The 20,210-nt window shown below is 63.1% G+C and carries 20 protein-coding genes; 5 read left to right on the forward strand and 15 right to left on the reverse strand.

What is annotated here, in order from left to right:
- Window positions 1-28: 28 nt before the first annotated feature.
- The 14 genes from VWZ85_RS02020 to VWZ85_RS02085 all read right to left on the reverse strand — a co-directional run bounded on the left by VWZ85_RS02020 (window position 29) and on the right by VWZ85_RS02085 (window position 15,354).
- Entirely contained in the window at window positions 29-865 is an 837-nt protein-coding gene (locus VWZ85_RS02020; protein ID WP_260081714.1) for an alkaline phosphatase family protein, read from the reverse strand.
- Window positions 866-988: 123 nt separating this feature from the next.
- Window positions 989-2,626, reverse strand: a complete 1,638-nt coding sequence (locus VWZ85_RS02025; RefSeq protein WP_416586878.1) for an ABC transporter ATP-binding protein — start codon at window positions 2,624-2,626, stop codon at window positions 989-991.
- Complete coding sequence (locus tag VWZ85_RS02030) at window positions 2,623-3,438, reverse strand: ABC transporter permease (protein WP_340546085.1); 816 nt, start codon at window positions 3,436-3,438, stop codon at window positions 2,623-2,625. The genes VWZ85_RS02025 and VWZ85_RS02030 overlap by 4 nt, the downstream gene beginning before the upstream one ends.
- Complete coding sequence (locus VWZ85_RS02035; RefSeq protein WP_416535138.1) at window positions 3,435-4,391, reverse strand: ABC transporter permease; 957 nt, start codon at window positions 4,389-4,391, stop codon at window positions 3,435-3,437. The genes VWZ85_RS02030 and VWZ85_RS02035 overlap by 4 nt, the downstream gene beginning before the upstream one ends.
- Before the next feature lie 14 nt (window positions 4,392-4,405).
- Window positions 4,406-5,992: an ABC transporter substrate-binding protein gene (locus VWZ85_RS02040; protein ID WP_061048721.1), complete on the reverse strand. Its 1,587-nt coding sequence runs from the start codon at window positions 5,990-5,992 to the stop codon at window positions 4,406-4,408.
- 476 nt (window positions 5,993-6,468) lie between these two features.
- Window positions 6,469-6,915, reverse strand: coding sequence for a D-aminoacyl-tRNA deacylase (gene dtd, locus VWZ85_RS02045; protein WP_416535081.1), 447 nt, complete (start codon window positions 6,913-6,915; stop codon window positions 6,469-6,471).
- A gap of 28 nt (window positions 6,916-6,943) precedes the next feature.
- On the reverse strand, window positions 6,944-7,615 hold the full coding sequence (locus VWZ85_RS02050; protein WP_416586880.1) for a nitroreductase: 672 nt from the start codon (window positions 7,613-7,615) through the stop codon (window positions 6,944-6,946).
- Window positions 7,616-7,665: 50 nt separating this feature from the next.
- Complete coding sequence (locus tag VWZ85_RS02055) at window positions 7,666-8,820, reverse strand: TFIIB-type zinc finger domain-containing protein (protein ID WP_416586883.1); 1,155 nt, start codon at window positions 8,818-8,820, stop codon at window positions 7,666-7,668.
- Between the two features lie 11 nt (window positions 8,821-8,831).
- On the reverse strand, window positions 8,832-9,359 hold the full coding sequence (locus VWZ85_RS02060) for a cytochrome b/b6 domain-containing protein (protein WP_340546078.1): 528 nt from the start codon (window positions 9,357-9,359) through the stop codon (window positions 8,832-8,834).
- An 87-nt stretch (window positions 9,360-9,446) separates the two neighbouring features.
- Entirely contained in the window at window positions 9,447-10,634 is a 1,188-nt protein-coding gene (locus VWZ85_RS02065; protein WP_416539063.1) for an SPFH domain-containing protein, read from the reverse strand.
- 56 nt (window positions 10,635-10,690) lie between these two features.
- Entirely contained in the window at window positions 10,691-11,575 is an 885-nt protein-coding gene (locus VWZ85_RS02070) for a DUF2927 domain-containing protein (protein ID WP_340546338.1), read from the reverse strand.
- 86 nt (window positions 11,576-11,661) lie between these two features.
- Window positions 11,662-12,858, reverse strand: a complete 1,197-nt coding sequence (locus VWZ85_RS02075; protein ID WP_416535086.1) for a toxic anion resistance protein — start codon at window positions 12,856-12,858, stop codon at window positions 11,662-11,664.
- Between the two features lie 22 nt (window positions 12,859-12,880).
- Window positions 12,881-13,798: a 5-bromo-4-chloroindolyl phosphate hydrolysis family protein gene (locus VWZ85_RS02080; protein WP_416586886.1), complete on the reverse strand. Its 918-nt coding sequence runs from the start codon at window positions 13,796-13,798 to the stop codon at window positions 12,881-12,883.
- Between the two features lie 191 nt (window positions 13,799-13,989).
- A complete protein-coding gene (locus VWZ85_RS02085) occupies window positions 13,990-15,354 on the reverse strand; it encodes a pseudouridine synthase (RefSeq protein WP_416586889.1) in 1,365 nt (454 codons plus the stop codon).
- 62 nt (window positions 15,355-15,416) lie between these two features.
- Here VWZ85_RS02085 and VWZ85_RS02090 point away from each other — a divergent pair, with 62 nt between their 5' ends.
- Complete coding sequence (locus VWZ85_RS02090) at window positions 15,417-15,878, forward strand: nucleoside deaminase (protein WP_416586891.1); 462 nt, start codon at window positions 15,417-15,419, stop codon at window positions 15,876-15,878.
- Window positions 15,879-15,961: 83 nt separating this feature from the next.
- Window positions 15,962-16,585 (forward strand): DNA-3-methyladenine glycosylase I, encoded by a 624-nt coding sequence (locus tag VWZ85_RS02095; RefSeq protein ID WP_416586894.1) that lies wholly within the window; start codon window positions 15,962-15,964, stop codon window positions 16,583-16,585.
- Between the two features lie 147 nt (window positions 16,586-16,732).
- Here the strand turns inward: VWZ85_RS02095 and VWZ85_RS02100 are convergent, their stop codons facing one another.
- Window positions 16,733-17,425, reverse strand: coding sequence for a metal-dependent hydrolase (locus tag VWZ85_RS02100; RefSeq protein WP_340546071.1), 693 nt, complete (start codon window positions 17,423-17,425; stop codon window positions 16,733-16,735).
- Between the two features lie 193 nt (window positions 17,426-17,618).
- Here VWZ85_RS02100 and gatC point away from each other — a divergent pair, with 193 nt between their 5' ends.
- Genes gatC through VWZ85_RS02115 form a run of 3 tightly spaced genes read left to right on the forward strand, consistent with a single transcriptional unit; the run spans window position 17,619 to window position 20,210 of the window.
- Complete coding sequence (gene gatC / locus VWZ85_RS02105) at window positions 17,619-17,906, forward strand: Asp-tRNA(Asn)/Glu-tRNA(Gln) amidotransferase subunit GatC (RefSeq protein WP_008561736.1); 288 nt, start codon at window positions 17,619-17,621, stop codon at window positions 17,904-17,906.
- A 3-nt stretch (window positions 17,907-17,909) separates the two neighbouring features.
- Window positions 17,910-19,397: an Asp-tRNA(Asn)/Glu-tRNA(Gln) amidotransferase subunit GatA gene (gene gatA, locus VWZ85_RS02110; protein ID WP_340546070.1), complete on the forward strand. Its 1,488-nt coding sequence runs from the start codon at window positions 17,910-17,912 to the stop codon at window positions 19,395-19,397.
- A 39-nt stretch (window positions 19,398-19,436) separates the two neighbouring features.
- Complete coding sequence (locus tag VWZ85_RS02115; protein WP_340546069.1) at window positions 19,437-20,210, forward strand: hypothetical protein; 774 nt, start codon at window positions 19,437-19,439, stop codon at window positions 20,208-20,210.

The following is a 20,210-nucleotide window of genomic DNA, read 5'->3' on the forward strand; positions in this document are numbered from 1 at the left end:
GGCGGTCCGATAAGCCTGCCATGGATCCTCAGCCGAGGAAAGATTTTGCCTTCATCGTGTCGGCGATGGGCGCACCAAGGCGGCTGAGGATGGTAGGCGCCAGCTGGCGCTGGTCGATCACCACATCTTCCGCCGGACCTTCGGCCGGGCCGAAATAATACAGCGCGGTTTCCTGTTGCAGGGCGCTGCGCCCGCCGTGGTGGCCGCGATCATCCTGCCCGTGATCGGCGGTGACGATGATCTCATAGCCCATTTCGCGCCATTTGAAGATAAACGGCGCCAGCATCTCATCCATGACGAAACAGGCGTGGTCCATTTGCTGGCAATCGTGGAAAAACCGGTGCCCCATGCTGTCCAGCGTGCAGGTGTGCAGCATTCCGTAGTTCAGCCCGAACCGCAGGCAGAGGTTTGTCAGCGTGCCAAACAGATCGACGTCAGACGGGGTCATCTGGTTGTCCAGCCCGTAGCCGGTCATCGAATGGAACCGCCCGTGATTGATCGTGGCGCTGTCCGGTTCGTCATATTCAACGTCGCGCACGGGGTCATAGGGGTGACGGTTGAAGAAGGAGGACCAGAAACTATGCGCCACCGCACCGGTTACGCCGCCGCCCTCGCGAACCTGGCTGAACACATCCTTGTGGCCCAAGCGGAAGACATTGCCATTGCCGGTGCAGCCATGTTCGGCGGGGGCAACACCTGTGTGGATCGAGGCATAGCAGCTGGCGGAGATCGAGGGCAGCACCGACCGGTGTTTCCAGACCCGCGCTTCGCCGCTGTCGACCCAGCCTTCCAGATTGCCAAACAGCCGACGGAAGTTGCGCCACGGCACCCCGTCCAAGATGATAAGGAGAAGTTTGTTGTCCATCGCAGAACCCAAGGTCTTGTAAAGGTGAGTTAAAAAGGCGGCCGTGAGGAGTGTTCCTGCGGCCGCCTTTGAGTGCGTCCCGCCGCAGTTGCCTGCGACGGGGGGATATCAGGTGCTGGGCTGCTAGTTGCCCGCACTTTCCATCTTGCGGTTGGCGATGACCTCTTCCAGCCACCCGAGCCGCATTTCCGGCACCGAGCTGAGCAGCAGATCGGTGTAATCGTCAAAGGGGGGCGACAGCACTTCGGTCTTGCCGCCATAGCGCTGGACGCGGCCCTGATACATCACCGCGATATTATCCGAAATCGCCCGCACCGTGGCGAGATCGTGGGTGATGAACAGATAGGCGACATTCTCGATCTTTTGCAGTTCCAGCAACAGCTTCAGAATGCCATCGGCCACCAGTGGATCCAGCGCCGAGGTGACCTCGTCGCAGATGATCATCTTGGGCTTCGCCGCCAGCGCTCGTGCAATACACACCCGCTGTTTCTGTCCGCCCGACAGCTCCGCCGGGTAACGGTCGATGAAGCTTTCGCCCAGCTCGATCTCATCCAGCAGTTCGATGATGCGCTTGCGCTTTTCGCTGCCCTTCATGCCAAAGTAGAACTCCAGCGGACGGCCGATGATCGTACCGACGGTCTGGCGCGGATTCATCGCCACATCCGCCATCTGATAGATCATCTGCAATTCGCGCAGATCCTCGCGGGTGCGTCCCGCCAGATCGGAGGACAGCCGACGCCCGGCAAACTCGATATCACCCTCGCGCGGTGGCAATAGCCCGGTGATCACCCGTGCCAGTGTCGATTTACCAGAGCCGGATTCTCCGACCACGGCCAGCGTCTGACCGGGGTGCAGGTCGACGTTCACATTATGCAGCACATCGAATTTGGTGCCCTGGTAGCGCGCGGTGATATTGCGCACGCTCAGCACCGGCTCCGAGGTCGGGGCCTTTTCCTCATGCGTGATGGAGCGCACCGAGACCAGCGCCTGTGTGTACTCCTCCTGCGGGGCGTTGATGATCTGATCGACGGGGCCGTATTCCACCATATTGCCGTGGCGCAGCACCATGATGTCGTCGCTCACCTGTGCCACCACCGCAAGGTCATGGGTGATATAGAGTGCAGCCACACCCGTGTCGCGGATGGCTTCCTTGATCGCCATCAGCACCTCGATCTGGGTCGTCACATCCAGCGCCGTTGTCGGCTCGTCAAAGACCACCAGATCCGGCTCCGGGCAGAGCGCCAGCGCCGTCATGCAGCGTTGCAGCTGACCGCCGGAGACCTGATGCGGATAGCGCTCGCCGATATTGTCTGGATCGGGCAGACCCAGCTTGGCAAAAAGCGCGCGGGCGCGGGCTTCGGCCTCTTTCTTGGAGAACTTGCCCTGCTCAACCGCCGCTTCGATCACCTGTTCCATGATTTTCTTGGCCGGGTTGAACGAGGCCGCCGCCGATTGCGAGACATAGGTGACCTCGCCGCCGCGCAGGCGACGGATATCGCGCAGTTTGGATTGCAGGATATCGCGGCCATTCACCCAGACCTCGCCGCCGGTGATCTTCACACCGCCCCGGCCATAGGCCATGGAGGCCAGACCGATGGTGGATTTTCCGGCGCCGGATTCGCCGATCAGCCCCAGCACCTTGCCCGGTTGCAGATCAAAGCTGACACCATGCACGATTTCGATGTCATGGGGCTTTTCCCCCGGCGGGTAGACAGTTGCGCCGATCTTGAGATTGCGCACTTTCATAAGAGGTTCGCTCATCCGCGGCCTCCTTTCAGCGAGGTTGTGCGGTTCAGGACCCAGTCCGCGACAAGGTTGACCGAGATCGCAAGGGTGGCGATGGCGATGGCAGGCAGCAGTGCCGCCGGAATGCCATAGACGATGCCTTCCTTGTTTTCTTTCACGATCCCGCCCCAGTCGGCTTCTGGCGGTTGCACGCCAAGGCCGAGGAAAGAGAGCGTCGAGACAAACAGCACCATGAAGATGAACCGCAGGCCCATTTCGGCCACCAGCGGTGACAGCGCGTTGGGCAGGATTTCGCGGAAGATGATCCAGGCGGTTTTCTCACCGCGCAGACGCGCGGCTTCGACGTAGTCCATCACCTCGATATCCACCGCAACAGCACGGGCGAGACGATAGACGCGGGTGGAGTCCAGCAGACCCATAACCACGATCAGAACCGGCACGGTCACCGGCATCACCGACAGCACCACAAGGGCAAAGATCAGCGTCGGGATCGACATCACCAGATCGACCAGCCGCGACATCACCTGATCCACCCAGCCACCGGCAACGGCGGCAAAGAAGCCCAGCACCGATCCGGTGACAAAGGACAGGATGGTGGCCGCAGTGGCGATGAAGATGGTGGTGCGTCCGCCATAGATCATCCGGCTGAGAAGATCACGACCGATATTGTCGGTGCCAAGGAGATGCTCAGCCGAGCGCGGCTCCCATACGTCACCGACAATTTCAGCCATCCCATAGGGGGCCAGTAGCGGTGCAAAGATCGCCATCAGGAAGTAGAGGGCCGTGAAGAACAGCCCGATCATTGCAGAGATAGGGATATTCTTCATTTCGGATGCCTCAGACGCGGGTTCGACAGGATCGCCACGATGTCGGCAATCATGTTCAGCACGATGTAGACGGCGGCAAAGATCAGACCGCAGGCCTGCACCACCGGGACGTCACGCTTGGACACGTGGTCGACCAGATACTGGCCCATGCCCGGGTAGACAAAAACCACCTCGATCACCACGACACCGACCACCAGATAGGCGAGGTTCAGCATCACCACATTGACGATCGGTGCGATGGCATTGGGAAAGGCGTGACGGGCAATCACGTTGAAGGTGCTCAGCCCCTTCAGCTCCGCCGTCTCGATATAGGCCGATTGCATCACATTGAGGATCGCCGCCCGCGTCATGCGCATCATATGGGCCAGAACCACCAGTGTCAGCACCGCGACGGGCAGGGCAATGGCGTTCAGTTTTTCCAGCAGGCTCATGGATTCATTGATCATTGCGACAGAGCTGAACCAGCCCATCTGCACCGCAACGAAATAGATCAGCAGATAGCCAATCAGGAATTCCGGGATCGAGATCGAGGCCAATGTCACGGCCGAGATCAGTTTGTCAGGCCAGCGGTCGCGGTAACGTACCGCCAGAAGGCCCAGGAAGATCGCCAAGGGAACCGAGATCACGGCGGCCCAGAACGCCAGGAACAGCGTGTTGCCAAGACGGCGGCCAATGCTGGTTGCAATGTCCTGACCATTGGTCAGGGCGGTGCCCAGATCACCTTGCAGGGCGCCGAACAGCCAGTCGAAATAGCGCAGAACAGCCGGTTCATTCAGCCCCAGTTCCTCGCGCAGGTTGGCAAGTGCCTCGGGCGTGGCCGACTGGCCCAGAATGGACTGCGCCACATCGCCGGGCAGGATCAAGGTGCCCATGAAGATGAGCACGGATGCGGCGATCAAGAGAATTAGTCCCAGCGCGAGGCGCTGGGACACAAGTTTCACGACGGGGTGCATGGCATGGACCTCTATCAGGCCAACCAGCACTTATGCGACCATTTGCCGGCCATGGTGTCGCCGGTGGAATCCACCACCCAACCCTGAACCTTGCTGCTGGTCGCTTCGATGAAGTCGTTGAACATCGGGCAGATCAGACCGCCTTCGTCCCGCACCATCATGCCCATCTGGCTGTAGAGCGCCTTGCGCTTGGCTTCGTCCAGCTCGCCGCGGGCGGCAAACAACAGCTGGTCAAAGTCTTCGCGCTTGAAGCGGGTGTCGTTCCAGTCTGCGGTCGACAGATAAGCGGTCGAATACATCTGATCCTGCACCGGACGGCCACCCCAGTAGGAGGCACAGAACGGCTGGGCGTTCCAGACTTCGGACCAGTAACCATCACCGGGCTCGCGCTTCAGTTCCAGCGGGATACCGGCGGCATTGGCCGACTGCTGGAACAGCTGGGCTGCATCCAATGCACCCGGGAAGGCAACATCCGACACCCGCAGGGTGATCGGGCTGCCGTCATGGCCGGATTTCTTGTAGTGCTCTGCCGCTTTGGCCGGATCAAACGGGCGCTGCGGGATGCTGTCATCAAACAGCGGATAGGCGGAGTTGATCGGCATGTCGTTACCGACGGAGCCATAGCCGCGCAGAACCTTATCGACCATTTCCTCACGGTTGATGGCATATTTAAGCGCCAGGCGCAGCTCGTTGTTGTCAAACGGCGCGGTGTCGCAATGCATGATGAACACATAGTGGCCCGGACCGGCTGCGTTGCGCACGGTCAGGTTCGGTGCACGGTCGAGGAGACCTGCAACCTTCGGCTCAACACGGTTGGCGATATGTACCTGACCCGATTGCAGCGCCGCCATACGGGCGGTGGCGTCGTTGATTACCACGATTTCGACTTCATCAACATGGCCGCGGGTGTCATCCCAGTAGTTGGGGTTCTTCTTCCACATATGGCGCACGCCCGGCTCATCGGCGACCAGCATATAGGCACCGGAACCGATGCCCGCTGCCGGGTTGTCAAAGCCGCCATCAGGCTGGATCATCAGGTGATAATCGGCCATCAGATAGGGCAGGTCGGCGTTCGGCGTGGTCAGCGAGACGACGAAGTTGTCGCCATCGGCCTTCATGCTTTCGATGCCGCGCATAATGCCGAGCGCACCCGATTTACTGTCCTCGTTGGAGTGGCGCTCCATGGTGCGCATCACGTCCTCGGCCGTCACCGCCTTGCCGTTGTGGAATTCAACGCCCTTGCGGATCTTGAAGGTCCAGGTCTTGGCGTCTGCACTGGCTTCGACGCTTTCGGCGAGACGGTTTTCGATGCCGCCTTCGGGCGTCACGTTCACCAGCGTTTCACCGAACTGATAAAGATTGTGGTAGGGCACCTGGCTTGCGGCCACGGCGGGATCGAGCGAGTCGGTGCTGCCGCCGCCGATGGAGCCGAGCTTCAGCGTGCCCCCTTTGACCGGGCCTGCGGCCTCGACGGCGCGGGCAAACAGGCTGCCTGCTACTGCGGCGCTGATGCCGAGTGCGGCGGTTTTGCCCATGAATTCACGCCGGGTCATTTTCCCGGAGGTGACGCTTTGCGTCATGAAATCAATCTGGTCTTTCATTGCGGACTCCCTGTCGTATCTAGACGCTGAACACGTCATTTCTTGAATTGTCATTCAAGGTTTGCGCATTTGCTGCGACCTCGCAACCCTTATTAGCGTGCTTTCTGGCGCAGGCGGGGATGGCGAAGGCATAAAGAGACGGTGATCCCGTCGTCTTTTGGAACTGGTATGTCGTATTTGGTAAGAAGTGAATGGCTGGTGGGACAATATGTGGAAAAAACCAATGCACTCGCGATGCCAATTATTATCGCCGCCGCACCCCGTATTTCGCCAATGGATGGTGGACCCCGCCTGATTTTCGGCCAAAACGGGTGATCCGTGCCGGTTTTGCGACAGGCCGCAGCTGCGGGCGCGATGGTCGATCTGGCGTATTTTCGCGATTTTGGATGCTTGCTTTGGCACCAATGGGCGCGTCAGGACATGACGGAAAACGACATCCGCAACCTATCCGCAATCCGCCCGCAGAAAAGCGCAGTTCACCAGTCCGCGCTGTCCATCCAGATGGTCACCGGACCGGAGTTGATCAGCGCAACCTGCATGTCGGCCCCAAAGGACCCGCGCGCCACAGGCACCTCAAGCGCCGCCAGCTGATCGGCAAAACGGGTGTAAAGCGCGCGGCCCAGATCCGGCGCGGCGGCATTGGAGAAGCCGGGCCGGTTGCCACGGCGGGTATCGGCGGCCAGCGTAAACTGGCTGACAACCAGCGCGCCGCCGCCGATGTCCTTTACCGAGCGGTTCATCTTGCCCGCCTCATCGCGGAAAATCCGCAGCTTGCTGATCTTGGCCGCCATCTGATCCGCTTCGGCCGCGCTGTCCCCCGCCATCGCGCAGATCAGGATCAGCAGGCCTTCACCGATTTCACCGATGATATCGCCGTCGACGGTGACAGACGCCTCGGACACTCGCTGGATCAGGGCACGCATGGATTATCCTACTCAGTGATATGCGGCGTCAGTCGCGCCAGGTGGTGAAGTCGTGCAGTTCAGCGCGTTCAGTGCGGAACTGGTTGGCCGGGTGGTCGGGATCGGCATAGCCGAAAGACAGCGCACAAAGGATATTTCGATCCTCCGGTATGTCGCAGAGCTGATGCAGCATCGGCGCATAGGTGGCAACAGCGGCCTGCGCGATGCTGGCAACGCCCGCTGCGGTTGCGGCCAGCGTGAACCCGGTGACAAAGCCACCGCAATCCAGCGCACCATAGGGGCCAAGCTCCTTGGGGCTGGTCAGAATCGCGCAATGGGGGGCGTCAAAAAGCGTAAAGTTGCGCATCATCTGCCGGTGAGAGCCGGCGCGATCGCCGCGTTCAACACCAACCGCCTCATAAAGCGCCCAGCCGCAGGCCTGTCGCCGCGCCTTATAATCGCCACTGTAACGCTCGGGAAAGGGGAGGTCGGGGGCAACAGGATCCTTTGCGACCGCCTCCGCCAGGGCCACCCGCAGCGCATCCGTCGCCGCGCCGCTGAACAGCGTCACCTGCCAGGGCTGGGCATTGCACCAGGAGGGCACTTTCTGGGCGCAACGCAGGATATCCTCGATAACCGCACGGGGTACCGGATCGGGGCGAAAGCCGCGACAGCTGTGACGGCGGCTGAACAGCGCATCAAGCGCAGGAAGGGTGGTCATGGCGGATCCTTATGTCGGCTTCGGGGGGCTCGTGGTCTCGGCGCGGAATGTCAGCGTGATCCGAAATAGGCCACAGCAGCGCCGATCAGCAGTGCCAGAGCAACGGCGGCGGCAATTTTCCACACCGAATAGGGGCGTTCTCCCTGTACCCGACCGGATTGCCCGTTGACCACAAAACGATAAGTCTTGCCCCGATATTTATAAGCGGCCAGCCAGACCGGCAGCAGCACATGTTTGAAGGTGATATCGGAAAAATCGCTGTCGATATGTTCGATCCGTTGCCGATCCCCGCCAATGTCAAAACGCACGTCGCGTTCGATGACCCGGCGCATCCGTGCATTCGCCTCGCCGTAGCCATCGGCCAGTTCCACCGCATAGGCCTCGGCCCGGAACCCGGCCAGATACTGCGGCTGGTAAGGCTCCAGCGCCGAAAGGTCCCAGGGCTCCAGCGCATCGGTGTTCTTTTTCGGCAGGCTCTTGGAGGCGAGCACCAGCACATCGTCAAAGAACCGCTGCACCCGCCCCGAGACCGGCCGCCAGCGTATCTTCGGCACCTGCCGCGACTGGCGCTTGCCGTCGACCATCACGGTTTCGGTGACATAATAGACGGTGCCGCGCTGGCCGCGATACTGCGAGCGGGTGTCGGCGTCGAAGGTCCAGTAGGGGACATAGATGCCGTCCATGCGTCGGCCTTTGCGGGCATATTGTTGCAGGCCGCTCGGCGCAAACCACAGCTGGCCCAGCCAGCCCGACATCGCCTGATGGGCGCTGCGCTCATCAAAGGCGAAGGGCAGCACGCCCTTGGGCTTGATATGACGGTGGATCCCGGTGTCTGTGACCATCGGCGTGGCGCAGAACGGACATTCCCCCGCATGGTCCTTTGGGTCAAATTCCACCTGCGCGGCGCAGTTCGGACAGCGCAACACGCGGGTTTCTTCCATGTCGGCCTCGGCCAGCCCCGAGGAGAGCGCCGTCTCGAAATCCAGCTCCCGCAGGCTGCCACCCCGCCACGGGCCGGATCGGATCGCTTCCCGGTGGCCGCAATGATCGCAGGTCAGCGTGCCGTTTTCAGGATCATAGCGATAATCCGCGCCGCATTGCTCGCAGGGGAACCGATGTTCCTCAAGCGGTGCCTGCGTCTCGGCGCTGGCGGAGCTCTCGGCAGGCGACAGGCCGGAGGGCGGCGGCGGTGGGGGCTGGGTCACGTGGGGAAGCCTCAAAGATATCTATGCAGCAGTTTCGGCACCATGATGCGCAGGGCGTTGTCCTTCAACAGGAAATGGCGCCACAGATGGAACAGCCCATGCAGGACGATGACAATGAGCAGCGCATCAAAGGCAAGTTCATGCAGCTCTTCAGCCAGCTCATGCAGGGTGCGGCTGCCTGCGGCCGGATTGATCGGCAACACCCCAAAAGCGCGGATCGCAAAGGGAGCCAGCACCCCGGCCAGCGCTCCGGTTGCGACCATGACCGGCAGGCCGATCTGCAAGACACGGTGGTTCAACCCGTGGAACCGTCTGGCCCAGCCCGGCAGCTTGGGACCGGCGCGCCCGGCCAGCCCTTTGCGCAGATAGACAAGCGTCCAGATCAGCACGACCACGGCAAGGAGCAGGCCAACGCCCGCGTGGGTGGCCAGCGCCAGCCCCGGATCGGCGCGGTTTTCCTCCGGTTCCACGAGAAAGAAATAGAGGATCAATCCAAGGCTCAGCCAGTGGAGCCATTTGAGCGCGCTGCGTCGGGTCATATGCAGAAGGTCCTTCGTGGCACAGGGGCTGCGGTCTGTCCTGAGAAAGGGCGCCGGTGATCGCAGCGCCCTCGGGATTGTGTGATGTCAGCCAGCCGGCGGTGCGGGCGGCGGTGGCGGAGGCGGCGGTGGCATGATGGTGAACAGCTGCGCCAGTTCGATGACATCGCCTGCCGCCTTCCAGCCGTCCTGACCGGGTGTCCAGACCAGGCTGTCCCGGCGCAATCCGCCCTCCTGTGCCATTCGCCCCAGTCGGGCCTTGGAATAGGGGCCGGTGGTCTGACCGTTCTCGGCGATGTGCCAGACATGTTCCACCGGTGGAGGCGGCGGCGCCACCGGCGCGGCGGCCTGCGGCGCAGCGGGTGCGGGCCGCGCGCCCCAGGGACCGCTGGTCTGACCCGCTGCATGAGCGGCGGCACCCGGCTGCGCCATCTGCGCCATCTGCTGGGCCATTGCCATGCCCATCCCCATGCCCATTCCGGCCCCCATGCCGCTATTGGGCGCCTGGGCGGCGGCGGTCATCGCCTCGGCGGCGGAGAACTGCGTATAGCGGCCAAGATCACCGACGATTCCCATCTGTGTGCGCTTGTCCAGCGCCTGTTCGACCGCGGCGGGCAGCGAGATATTCTCGATATAGAGCTCGGGGATCGCGATGCCGTATTCGGCCACCGTGGCGGAAATCTCAGCCGCCACCAGCTTGCCCAGATCGGCGGTATTTGCAGCCATATCCAGAACCGGAATGCCGGAGCCTGCCAGCACCCGGCTCACCTGCTGGACAATGATATTGCGGATCTGGAAGGAGATTTCATCCATGGTGAACTCACCATCGGTGCCGACGATCTCACTCAGGAACCGGGCCGGGTCCACCACCCGGATGCTATAGGTGCCAAAGGCGCGCAGACGGACCGGCCCGAACTCCGGGTCGCGCGCCATGATCGGGTTCTTGGTGCCCCACTTCAGATCATTGAACCGGGTGGTGTCGACAAAGTAGATCTCGGATTTGAACGGCGACTGAAAGCCGTGATCCCAATGTTGCAGGGTGGTCATGATCGGCATGTTGTTGGTCTCCAGCATGTAGAGACCGGGGGTGAAGACATCGGCCAGCTGACCTTCATGCACAAAAACCGCCGCCTGACCTTCGCGCACCGTCAGCTTGGCGCCGTATTTGATCGCGTGGCCTTCGCGCTCGAACCGCCAGACCAGCGTGTCATTGGTGTCGTCGGTCCAGTGGATGACGTCGATGAACTCTCCCTTGAGAAAGTCGAAAATACCCATTGTCTTCATCCTCTTTCGGCGATGCCGGGGCATCGGGGTCGGCAAATGCGGAGCCGCTACTGCGGCTCTCCCATGATATCATATGCGATGGCTTGCACGATGGGCCGCGCCTCATCGGCGGACATGCCGGTGCGCAGGCGCGGATCGTACAGGATTTTCAGGAGTTTCTCATCCTGGCTGGTCAGCAGCGCAAATTCGTCATCATCGTTGAAAATCGAGGGGCGCGCCTGCGGGCTGTCGTTGCGCAGGCCAAGGCCCTGGGCAACTTCCTCGTGGATACAGCTGCGCCGCGCCAGATCCGGGTGCTCGGCGCGGATAAGCGCGACCCCGCGCATATAGGACGATGGATCCGCCTGCAGCCCCCCGGCGCGCACCAGACAATAGTAGCTCTGCGGCGGGTTGGCAAAAACCTCTAGGTCGGCGTCGCTGATCGACGGCAGGATCTCCCGCACGCGGCCGGCGACATAGGCGCTGTCGTCGGCGCCGGCAAAAATCACGTTGAAATTGGCGCGCGCGCGGCTGGTGGTGGTGCTGATCGGATGGCCGGTGATCCGGGCCAGCCGGGCGGCATAGGCATCAAGGGTGGCGCGATCCTTCTGCTGCTGTTCAGCGCTGACCGAGGGGCCAAAATCGGCCCGCAGACGCACCGGCCCGTCCCAGCGCCCAAGCGCGCCGGAGGTGCGCAGATTGCTGCTGCCATATTCGTCGTAAAAGGCGATCTGCTCAAAATTCCGGCGCAGATCATCGGCGTCATAGGGCGTCTCCGGCCCGCCCCCATCGGTCCGCAGCAGCCCGCGTGTCAGCAGGTCCTGCTGGAGGGCGCCATAGTAGCGGGCCAGCCGCTGGCTCTCGGCGGAGGGCGGCTTGGGCTGCGGGGCGAGATTGGCCGGGCGTGTCGGCGGCACCAGCGAGGTGCGCTGAGCGAGGGGATCGCATCCCATCAGGAACGCAGTCCCGGCCAGCGCGCCGACAAGCATCGGCACCAGCCGTCGCCTTCGGGCGCGCTGCGATATCGGCGCGGCTGCGGTCATGCGGTGCCGGGAACCGCCGTGGCGGCGGTATCGCCGACCCCGTCGCGCCGCGCCTTTGCCGAGGCCAGCGTGTCACGCAGCTCCGCTTCCATCTTCTTCAGCTCCGCCTCGGCGGCGGCGCGCTTGGCCTTGCCCTCATCGGCGATCTGAAGGCTTTCCTGAATGGTGCCGATCAGATCCGCATTCGCCTGTTTCACCGCTTCGATATCAAAGACACCGCGCTCCATCTCCTGTCGGATCATCTTGTTGCTTTCGCGCAGATTGGCCGCGTTGGAGGTCAGCAGCTCATTGGTGAGGTCATTGGCATCGCGCACCGCCGCCGCCGCCTCGGCGGAGCGCTGGATGGTAACAGCCTGTGCCAGCTGGGTCTCCCAGAGCGGCACGGTATTGACCAGCGTCGAATTGATCTTGGTCACCAGCGATTTGTCATTCTCCTGCACCAGCCGGATCGACGGCAGCGACTGCATCGTCACCTGGCGCGTGAGCTTCAGATCATGCACCCGACGTTCCAGATCGTCGCGGGCCGCGCGCATGTCACGCAGCTCCTGCGCGCGCATCACCTGATCGGCCTCCGGTGCGGCGGCCACTGCCGCCTCCAGCGCCGGGATTTCCTTGCTGTCCAGTTCGGCCAGCTTGGCCTCACCTGCTGCAATATAGAGCGCCAGTTCGTCATAGAAGCTCAGCGTCTTGGCATAGAGCAGATCCAGCGACTTGATATCCTTCAGCAGCTGATGCTCATGGCCAAGCAGATTGTCGGTGATGCGGTCGATCTGGCCCTGCACATCCTCAAACCGCGCGGTGAACTTCGCAAAGGGCGCAGCGCGACCCAGCAGCCGCTCCCAGAAACTGCGCTTGCGGCGCACATCCAGTTCGGACACCGAAAAGCCCCGGATCGTGGTGACGATATTGCGCAGCGAATCGCCGGCAGGGCCGACATCCTTGTTGCGCACATCGGTCAGCATGGCCTGGCTGATCTGTTGCAATTCAGCCTGCGCACCGGAGCCGAAGTTGATGATCGAGTTGCTGTCGGACATGTCGATCTGCGCCATGCGCGACTGGATGTCTGCACTGGTGGCGGCGTCGGCCTGATCCAGCGACTGGATTTCGGCCGTCGGCTCTGGCAGTGCGATCGCGGTGATTTCGGAGATCAGCTGAGCCTCCTGGGCGGCTTTCGTCTGGGTCGTCTTGGACATGTCGAAGTTCCTTATGGCTGTGTCAGCGGGGGTCCAGGTGAACGCCCTCGCGCTGCAAACGGTCCCGCAGCACGTCGATTTCAACGGTCAGATCGGTGCGGTCCTCCAGCAGCATCTTGCGGGTGCGGGCGGCAAAGTTTTCCTCAAGGTCGCGCAGCAGCGCCAGATAATCCTCGCGCGACCGGGGGTCGCCACTGCGCGTATAGATATCGGCAAACTTGATCGTGGCGTCGCGCGCGCCCATCAGATAGACGGTCAGATAGCGCCGCGCGCCGGTCAGGTCGCGGGGGTCTTCCTCAACCGTGCGGAAGAGATCGCGCGCCACCTCCTGAAAGGCCTCAACCCGCTGTTCGACCTCGCGGTCACGGGCGCGCAGAGCAGCATCCTTCATGGCCGAGAGATAGGTTTCCGCCTCTTCGACGACACGGGCGACCCGGTCGCGCTGGAAATCGTCGATGCCCTCGGCGCCCTTGTCGCGCAGGGGATCAAGCCCAAAGGCCGCCAGATGCAGGCCGCTCGCCGCCGCGGCATAGATCAGCGCCGTGAGCGCGCCGGGGTCCTGCCGCCAGGCGGCAAACAGCGCGCCGACACCGCAGAGCAGCGCGGCGAGGATCTTGCGGGGCAGCGCAGGGCGACGGGCGACCTTGCGATCGTCATAAGCGGCCTCGGCCCTCAGCCCGTCGCGCAGCAGATAGGCCGATCCGGCCCATATCGCGGCCGCAAGCAGCCCAAAGGCGAGACCGGCAGCCCCTGAAAAAACGGACATCAGCGCCACCAGACCGGCAGGCAGCGCCATCAGATTGGCGCGTGCTCCGACCGGATCGACGCGGGCATTGCGATAGCTGCCAGAACTGGAGCCCGCGCCGCCCGAAGCCGGTTCATCGGCGGCTTTCCGCTCTTGTTTGTCGGGACTGTATTTGCCGCCAAAACGCCGCGCCATGCGATCAGCCTCCGACCAGCCAGCCGGTTGCCAGACCGATCATCAGGATCAGCAAGGCCACAAAGGCGAGTTTCTGCACGTTTATTCCCCCGAGATGAGCGCTCCAAGCAATTGGAAACTTAGGATATGCAGCGCCATCTTGCTAGGGGGAAGTCTCAGGCCTTCGCCGCAGGGCCGTCTTTGGCGGTGGCTCAGCGCCGGGGCGGTTTGCCGCCACCGCGTGGGGCTGAACTGCGACCCGCATCACGGCCAGCTCCGCCGCCTGCGGGTTTGCCGCCGAATTTTCCGGTCGGTTTGCCTGTCGGCTTGCCCATCGGTTTTCCGGTCGGTTTGCCAGCTTGCTTGCCAGTCGGCTTTCCGGTCGGTCTGCCGCCCGGCGTCTCCGTGCTGCGACCCGCCGGTTTTCCGCCGGGCTTTCCGGCGAACCGGTCAGCGGGTTTGCCCTTGCCTGAAAATTTGCCGCCGGACGCGCCGCCAGGACCGGACCGGCCGGCGGGCCGGGCGCCTGAACGCTCTGCGGATTTGTCGCCAGAGCGGTCCGAGCCTGCAAATGAACGGCCCGCCAGTTTTCCGGCAGGTTTTCCGGCAGGTTTTCCGACGGGCTTGCCGCCTGGTTTTGTCGCTGGTCTTGCGCCGGCTTTCGTCGCTGGCTTGCCCGCCGGTTTCGCGGCACCGGGGCGCTGTCGTACCGGGCGGCCTGGGCGCTTGGGCTTGTCGTCTTCCTCGGTCTCGGGACCGGTCAGCCCCAGCTGATCGCGCACCACACGCGGACGCAGCTCCTCGACTTCGCCTGGCTTCAGATTGCCCAGCTGGAACGGCCCATACGACAGGCGCAGCAGGCGGTTTACGGTGAACCCGATATCCTCAATGGCGCGGCGGATCTCCCGGTTCTTGCCTTCGCGCAGGCCAATGGTCAGCCAGGCGTTTGCGCCCTGCTGACGATCCAGCGCGACCGTCATCGGCTGAAATCTCTCTCCCTCGATCACGAGCCCCTGACGCAGCGGTTCAAAATCGCTGTCCTTCGGTCGGCCGTTGATCCGCACCCGGTAGCGGCGCAGCCAGCCGGTCGACGGCAGCTCCAGCTGCCGCTTGATGCCACCGTCATTGGTCAGCAGCAGCAGCCCCTCGGAGTTGAGGTCAAGCCTGCCGACCGTCATCACACGGGGCATGTCCTCGGGCAGCTCATCAAAGATGGTCCGGCGGTCCAGCTCGTCGCTGGTGGTGGTCACCAGCCCCGCTGGTTTGTGATACATCCACAGGCGCGGCGGCTCCGGATCCTGCATCGGCATGCCATCCACCACGATCCGGTCCTTGCCCAACACCACATTCAGCGCCGGGCTGTCGATGACCTTGCCGTTCACGGCGATACGCCCTTCGGCAATCATCTTTTCGGCCTCGCGCCGCGATGCAACACCGGCGCGCGACAGCACCTTTGCGATGCGGTCGCCGTCCGGGCTCTCGCCGGTTGCGGAGGGGGCGGTCGGTTTCTTGCTGGCGCGGGCTGGTTTCGCCGCTGCGGGGCGCTGGCCCTTGGGGGAGGATGGTGTTTTGCTCATACCTGAGGCCATAGATCATTCCGCGCGGTTGCGAAAGCTCCCATTCTGGGGCAGGGAGAGCTATGCCGTTTCGTTCTCATATGGATATTGCGCTTGCCGAGGCGCGTTCAGCCGCCGCGCGCGGCGAGGTGCCGGTGGGCGCCGTGCTGATCGCGCCGGATGGCCGTGTCGTGGCACAGGCGGGCAATCGCACCCGCGAACTGAACGACCCCACCGCCCATGCCGAGGTGCTGGTGATCCGTGCGGCCTGCGCCGCCGCCGGTTCCGAGCGGCTGACCGGTCACGACCTTTACGTGACGCTGGAACCCTGCGCGATGTGCGCGGCGGCGATTGCTGCCGCCCGCATCGGGCGTGTTTACTACGGGGCGTCCGATCCGAAATCCGGTGGCGTCGCCCATGGTGCCTGCGTGTTCTCGCACCCGCAGGCTCATCACGCGCCCGAGGTTTACGATGGCATTAGCGCAGAGCCGGCTGAAACCCTGCTGAAGGAGTTCTTTGCGGCGCGTCGCGCCGGGGACGGTTGACCGCGCTGATTTCTTGCCCGTAGCGTGGCGGCGCGGCGGGCCAGCATATGAGCGGCCTGCACTGCCGAAAAGGGGGGCGAGTGATGAGCAAGGAATATCTGGCAGATGACGGGCAGCTGCGCTGTGGCTGGGCTGGATCCGCGCCCGAGTTTCTGGCCTATCACGATCAGGAATGGGGCTATCCGGTGGCAGATGATCGCCGCCTGCTTGAAAAGATCTGTCTGGAGAGCTTTCAATCCGGCCTGAGCTGGCGGACCATTCTGGCCAAGCGCGAGAACTTCCGCGCCGCCTTCCATGGTTTTGACTGGGACCGCGTGGCGGAATTTGGCCCGCCAGATGTGGAGCGCCTGTTGCAGGATGCAGGCATTGTCCGCCATCGCGGCAAGGTCGAGGCAGTGATCAACAATGCCCGGCGCGCGCAGGAGATGGTCAGGCAGGAGGGCTCGCTGGCGGCGTTTTTCTGGCGGTTTGAACCCGGTCCCGATGCGCAGGTGCCGCCGCAGACGGCCTCTATCACGCCGCAGTCCATCGCGCTGTCAAAAGAGCTGAAGAAACGGGGCTGGAAATTTGTCGGCCCCACCACCTGTTTTGCCTTCATGCAGGCGATGGGGCTGGTCAATGATCACGCGGAGCATTGCATCTGCCGCGCGCAGGCGGCCAGGGCACGCGCCAGCTTTCAATCCCCGGCCTTATCCGGCGGCGAGTGATAAGGCCGCACGCGTGATCTTCGCGCTTTTGAGGTCAGCGCGCTACCAGGCTTTCGCGCGTGCCCGCGCCGCCCCGGCCGGGGCGGCGCCACGCCCAACGGGACCGGATCTGCACCGCAGACCGGGGTCCGGGCGGGAGCCTGTCGGCTAGACGTCGATTACGTCCAGAACCTGCGGCTCGATCACCGTCACATCCGGCAGCGCCTCGGCCAGTTTCTCGGCGCTCTGCTCAAGGATCGGGAACGTGCGGTAGTGGCAGGGGATCACGGTCTTGAAGTTGAAATACCGTGTCGCCGCATAGGCCGCCTGCGCCATATCCATGGTGAAATGCCCGCCCGCGCTCAGGATGCCGATGTCGGGTTTGTAGTAATCCCCCATCCAGTCCATATCGGCCATCAACCCGGTATCGCCCGAGATATAGAGCGTCTTGTTTTCACTCATCAGCATGTAGCCGACTTCGCTGCCCCCGGTGCGCAGCCCGTCCTGGGTGGCAAAGGTCGAGCTGTGCGAGGCAGGCACCATCGCCAGTTGCGGCCCGTCCAGATTGACGGTTCCGCCTTTGTTGAAGCCGATGGTGGTGACCTCCTCGGTCTCGCCCCAGATGCCCATCAGGTCATATTGCCCCACAATCGGCACATCCAGGCGTCGCGCCAGCGCCAGCACGTCGATCACATGGTCGAAATGCGCATGGGTCAGAATGATATGGGTGGCGCCGGTGATCGCGGCGTCATGCTGGTCCTCGGCGAGCATGGGATTGCCGGTGAGCCAGGGATCGACCAGCAGAACCTGCCCTGCGGTCTCGATGCGAAAACTGCCATGGCCCAACCAGATGATCTTCATGTTCTGTCTCCCTCAATACTGTTACGATCGGCCCCGCTGGCGCATCGTCTTGGCCTAAGCCTATCGCGCTTGGTGCAAAAATCCACTCGCCCGCGCTCCGTCACGCCGATTTCACCGGGGTTTCGCGCCGCCACAGGCTTGCGGCGGCGGCGGTGCGGCGGTAAATGCGTCCTAACACGAGATGAGGGTTTCCATGTCGATTGACCAAAGCACCGCCGCAAAAGTGGCCAAACTGGCCCGTATCAAGGTCGAAGAGGACGCGCTGCCAGCACTGGCGGATGAGTTCAACACCATCCTCGGCTTTATCGAGCAGCTGAACGAGGTGGATGTTGAGGGCGTCGAACCGATGACGTCGGTGACGCCGCAGCGCCTGAAACGCCGCGTCGACGAGGTGACCGATGGCAATCAGCAGGACAAGATCCTGGCCAATGCCCCCGATGCCCGCGAAGGGTTTTTTGCAGTGCCCAAGGTGGTTGAATAAGACATGACCGAACTCAACAAACTCACCCTGTCCGAAGCCCGTGACGCATTGCGCAAGGGCGAGACTACCTCTGTCGAGCTGACCGAGGCCTGCCTCAAGGCCATCGAGGCCGCAGATGCCCTGAACGCGTTTGTGCACAAGACGCCCGAGATCGCGCTGGAGCGCGCCAAGGCAGCAGATGCACGGATCAAGGCAGGCGATGCGCCCGCCATGTGCGGCCTGCCGATCGGCATCAAGGACCTGTTCTGCACCAAAGGTGTCGCCAGCCAGGCCGCCTCCGGCATTCTGGAAGGTTTCAAGCCCGAATATGAATCCACCGTATCGCAGCAGCTGCAGGATGCAGGTGCTGTCATGCTGGGCAAGCTGAACATGGACGAATTCGCCATGGGCTCGTCCAATGAAACCTCCGTCTATGGTAACGCGGTCAGCCCCTGGCGGCGCGGCAATGATACTGCCGAGCTGACACCGGGCGGCTCCTCCGGCGGCTCCGCAGCGGCCGTGGCTGCGGATCTGTGCCTTGCGGCCACCGGCACCGACACTGGCGGCTCGATTCGCCAGCCGGCCGCCTTTACCGGGATCACTGGCATCAAGCCCACCTATGGGCGCTGCTCGCGCTGGGGCGTTGTGGCCTTTGCCTCCTCCCTGGATCAGGCGGGCCCGATGACCAAATCGGTGCGCGACGCGGCAATGATGCTTGAGGCGATGTGCGGCCACGACCCCAAGGACAGCACCAGCGCCGATCTGGCGGTGCCGAACTTCGAGGCGATGCTGACCGGCGATATCAAGGGCAAGAAAATCGGTATCCCGCGTGAATACCGCATGGATGGAATGCCCGGCGAAATCGAGAAACTCTGGTCCGAAGGCGCCGAGATGCTGCGTGCCGCCGGGGCCGAGATCGTCGATATCTCATTGCCGCACACCAAATACGCCCTGCCTGCCTATTACGTGATCGCCCCGGCCGAGGCCTCCTCCAACCTCGCGCGCTATGACGGTGTGCGCTATGGCCAGCGCGCGGCGCTGGAGGCGGGCGATGGCATTACCGAAATGTACGAAAAAACCCGCGCCGCAGGCTTCGGCCATGAGGTGCAGCGCCGCGTGATGGTGGGGACCTATGTTCTCTCGGCCGGTTTCTACGACGCCTATTACAACCGCGCCCGCAAGGTCCGCACCCTGATCAAGAAAGACTTCGAAGACGTCTTTGCCCAGGGCATTGACGCGATCCTGACCCCGGCAACACCTTCGGCCGCCTTTGGCCTCGGCGAAATGATCGACGCGGATCCGGTGCAGATGTATCTCAATGACGTCTTTACCGTCACCGTGAACCTCGCCGGCCTCCCCGGCATTTCGGTTCCGGCCGGTGTTGATGCGCAGGGCCTGCCGCTGGGGCTTCAGCTGATTGGCCGCCCCTGGGAAGAGGGCGATCTGCTGAATACGGCCTATGCGCTGGAAGGGGCCGCCGGTTTTGTGGCCAAGCCGGCCCAATGGTGGTAAACCCTGTCCTGATCTGAGCAGAACCAACAGGTGGTGATCATGCGTCTATTCCGGTCCATCTTGGCGACCAGCAGTCTTGTGCTGCTGGCCGCGTGCCAGCCTCCGGTGCCTGAAAGTGGCCCCGAGGCCGGATTTGGCTCCAGCCCCTTTGACCGGGCACCGGCGACAGGCACCACGATTAATGGCGATCCGCTGGTGCCGCCGGTCCGCGTCGCAACCGAGAGCTTGCCGGGCAGCGCGCAGCCCGCCCCCCGCGTCGCAGCCGCAGGCAGCAGCGCCGGATCCCTCGCACCCGCGACCGGCAGCAGCGACGATATTGCCCGCGAAACCGCCGCGGCCCTCGCGGCTGCACGCGGCAACTCGGGCACCGCACCGATCGAGGCCAGCCCGTCAAACCCGGCGCCGGCCCTTGCAGGCAATCCGCGGATCTCCGACGAGAATGATTTCGATGCGGTCGCCTCGCGCCAAAGCATCGAAAGCGATGCCGAGCGTCTGGCCCGTCAGCGCGCCCAGTACCAGGTGGTCAGCCCCACCGCAGTGCCCGAACGCAGCGGCGACCGCGATCCCAATATCGTGCGCTATGCGCTCAGCACCTCCAACCCGCGTGGGCAGCGGATCTATTCACGCTCCGGCTTCAACCTGGCGGCCCGCTCCTCGCGCAACTGCGCCGGATTTGCCTCGCCGGAACTGGCCCAGATTGCCTTTCTCGAAGCGGGCGGCCCGAAACGTGACCGCCAGGCGCTTGATCCCGATGGGGACGGCTACGCCTGCGGCTGGGATCCAGCGCCCTATCGACTTGCGGTGCAGAACTGA

The organism is Phaeobacter sp. JH20_29 (assembly GCF_048056175.1).
In the GTDB taxonomy this organism is placed as follows: domain Bacteria; phylum Pseudomonadota; class Alphaproteobacteria; order Rhodobacterales; family Rhodobacteraceae; genus Phaeobacter; species Phaeobacter bryozoorum.

What these genes read in the sequence shown, in the direction of transcription:
- VWZ85_RS02070 (WP_340546338.1), bottom strand. Translation starts at nt 11,575, where the DNA reads ATGGGATGCGATCCCCTCGCTCAGCGCACCTCGCTGGTGCCGCCGACA.
- VWZ85_RS02100 (WP_340546071.1), bottom strand. Translation starts at nt 17,425, where the DNA reads ATGAAGATCATCTGGTTGGGCCATGGCAGTTTTCGCATCGAGACCGCA.
- VWZ85_RS02075 (WP_416535086.1), bottom strand. Translation starts at nt 12,858, where the DNA reads ATGTCCAAGACGACCCAGACGAAAGCCGCCCAGGAGGCTCAGCTGATC.
- VWZ85_RS02080 (WP_416586886.1), bottom strand. Translation starts at nt 13,798, where the DNA reads ATGGCGCGGCGTTTTGGCGGCAAATACAGTCCCGACAAACAAGAGCGG.
- gatA (WP_340546070.1), top strand. Translation starts at nt 17,910, where the DNA reads ATGACCGAACTCAACAAACTCACCCTGTCCGAAGCCCGTGACGCATTG.
- VWZ85_RS02020 (WP_260081714.1), bottom strand. Translation starts at nt 865, where the DNA reads ATGGACAACAAACTTCTCCTTATCATCTTGGACGGGGTGCCGTGGCGC.
- VWZ85_RS02090 (WP_416586891.1), top strand. Translation starts at nt 15,417, where the DNA reads ATGCCGTTTCGTTCTCATATGGATATTGCGCTTGCCGAGGCGCGTTCA.
- VWZ85_RS02095 (WP_416586894.1), top strand. Translation starts at nt 15,962, where the DNA reads ATGAGCAAGGAATATCTGGCAGATGACGGGCAGCTGCGCTGTGGCTGG.
- VWZ85_RS02050 (WP_416586880.1), bottom strand. Translation starts at nt 7,615, where the DNA reads ATGACCACCCTTCCTGCGCTTGATGCGCTGTTCAGCCGCCGTCACAGC.
- VWZ85_RS02115 (WP_340546069.1), top strand. Translation starts at nt 19,437, where the DNA reads ATGCGTCTATTCCGGTCCATCTTGGCGACCAGCAGTCTTGTGCTGCTG.
- dtd (WP_416535081.1), bottom strand. Translation starts at nt 6,915, where the DNA reads ATGCGTGCCCTGATCCAGCGAGTGTCCGAGGCGTCTGTCACCGTCGAC.
- gatC (WP_008561736.1), top strand. Translation starts at nt 17,619, where the DNA reads ATGTCGATTGACCAAAGCACCGCCGCAAAAGTGGCCAAACTGGCCCGT.
- VWZ85_RS02060 (WP_340546078.1), bottom strand. Translation starts at nt 9,359, where the DNA reads ATGACCCGACGCAGCGCGCTCAAATGGCTCCACTGGCTGAGCCTTGGA.
- VWZ85_RS02065 (WP_416539063.1), bottom strand. Translation starts at nt 10,634, where the DNA reads ATGGGTATTTTCGACTTTCTCAAGGGAGAGTTCATCGACGTCATCCAC.
- VWZ85_RS02030 (WP_340546085.1), bottom strand. Translation starts at nt 3,438, where the DNA reads ATGAAGAATATCCCTATCTCTGCAATGATCGGGCTGTTCTTCACGGCC.
- VWZ85_RS02025 (WP_416586878.1), bottom strand. Translation starts at nt 2,626, where the DNA reads ATGAGCGAACCTCTTATGAAAGTGCGCAATCTCAAGATCGGCGCAACT.
- VWZ85_RS02035 (WP_416535138.1), bottom strand. Translation starts at nt 4,391, where the DNA reads ATGCACCCCGTCGTGAAACTTGTGTCCCAGCGCCTCGCGCTGGGACTA.
- VWZ85_RS02085 (WP_416586889.1), bottom strand. Translation starts at nt 15,354, where the DNA reads ATGAGCAAAACACCATCCTCCCCCAAGGGCCAGCGCCCCGCAGCGGCG.
- VWZ85_RS02040 (WP_061048721.1), bottom strand. Translation starts at nt 5,992, where the DNA reads ATGAAAGACCAGATTGATTTCATGACGCAAAGCGTCACCTCCGGGAAA.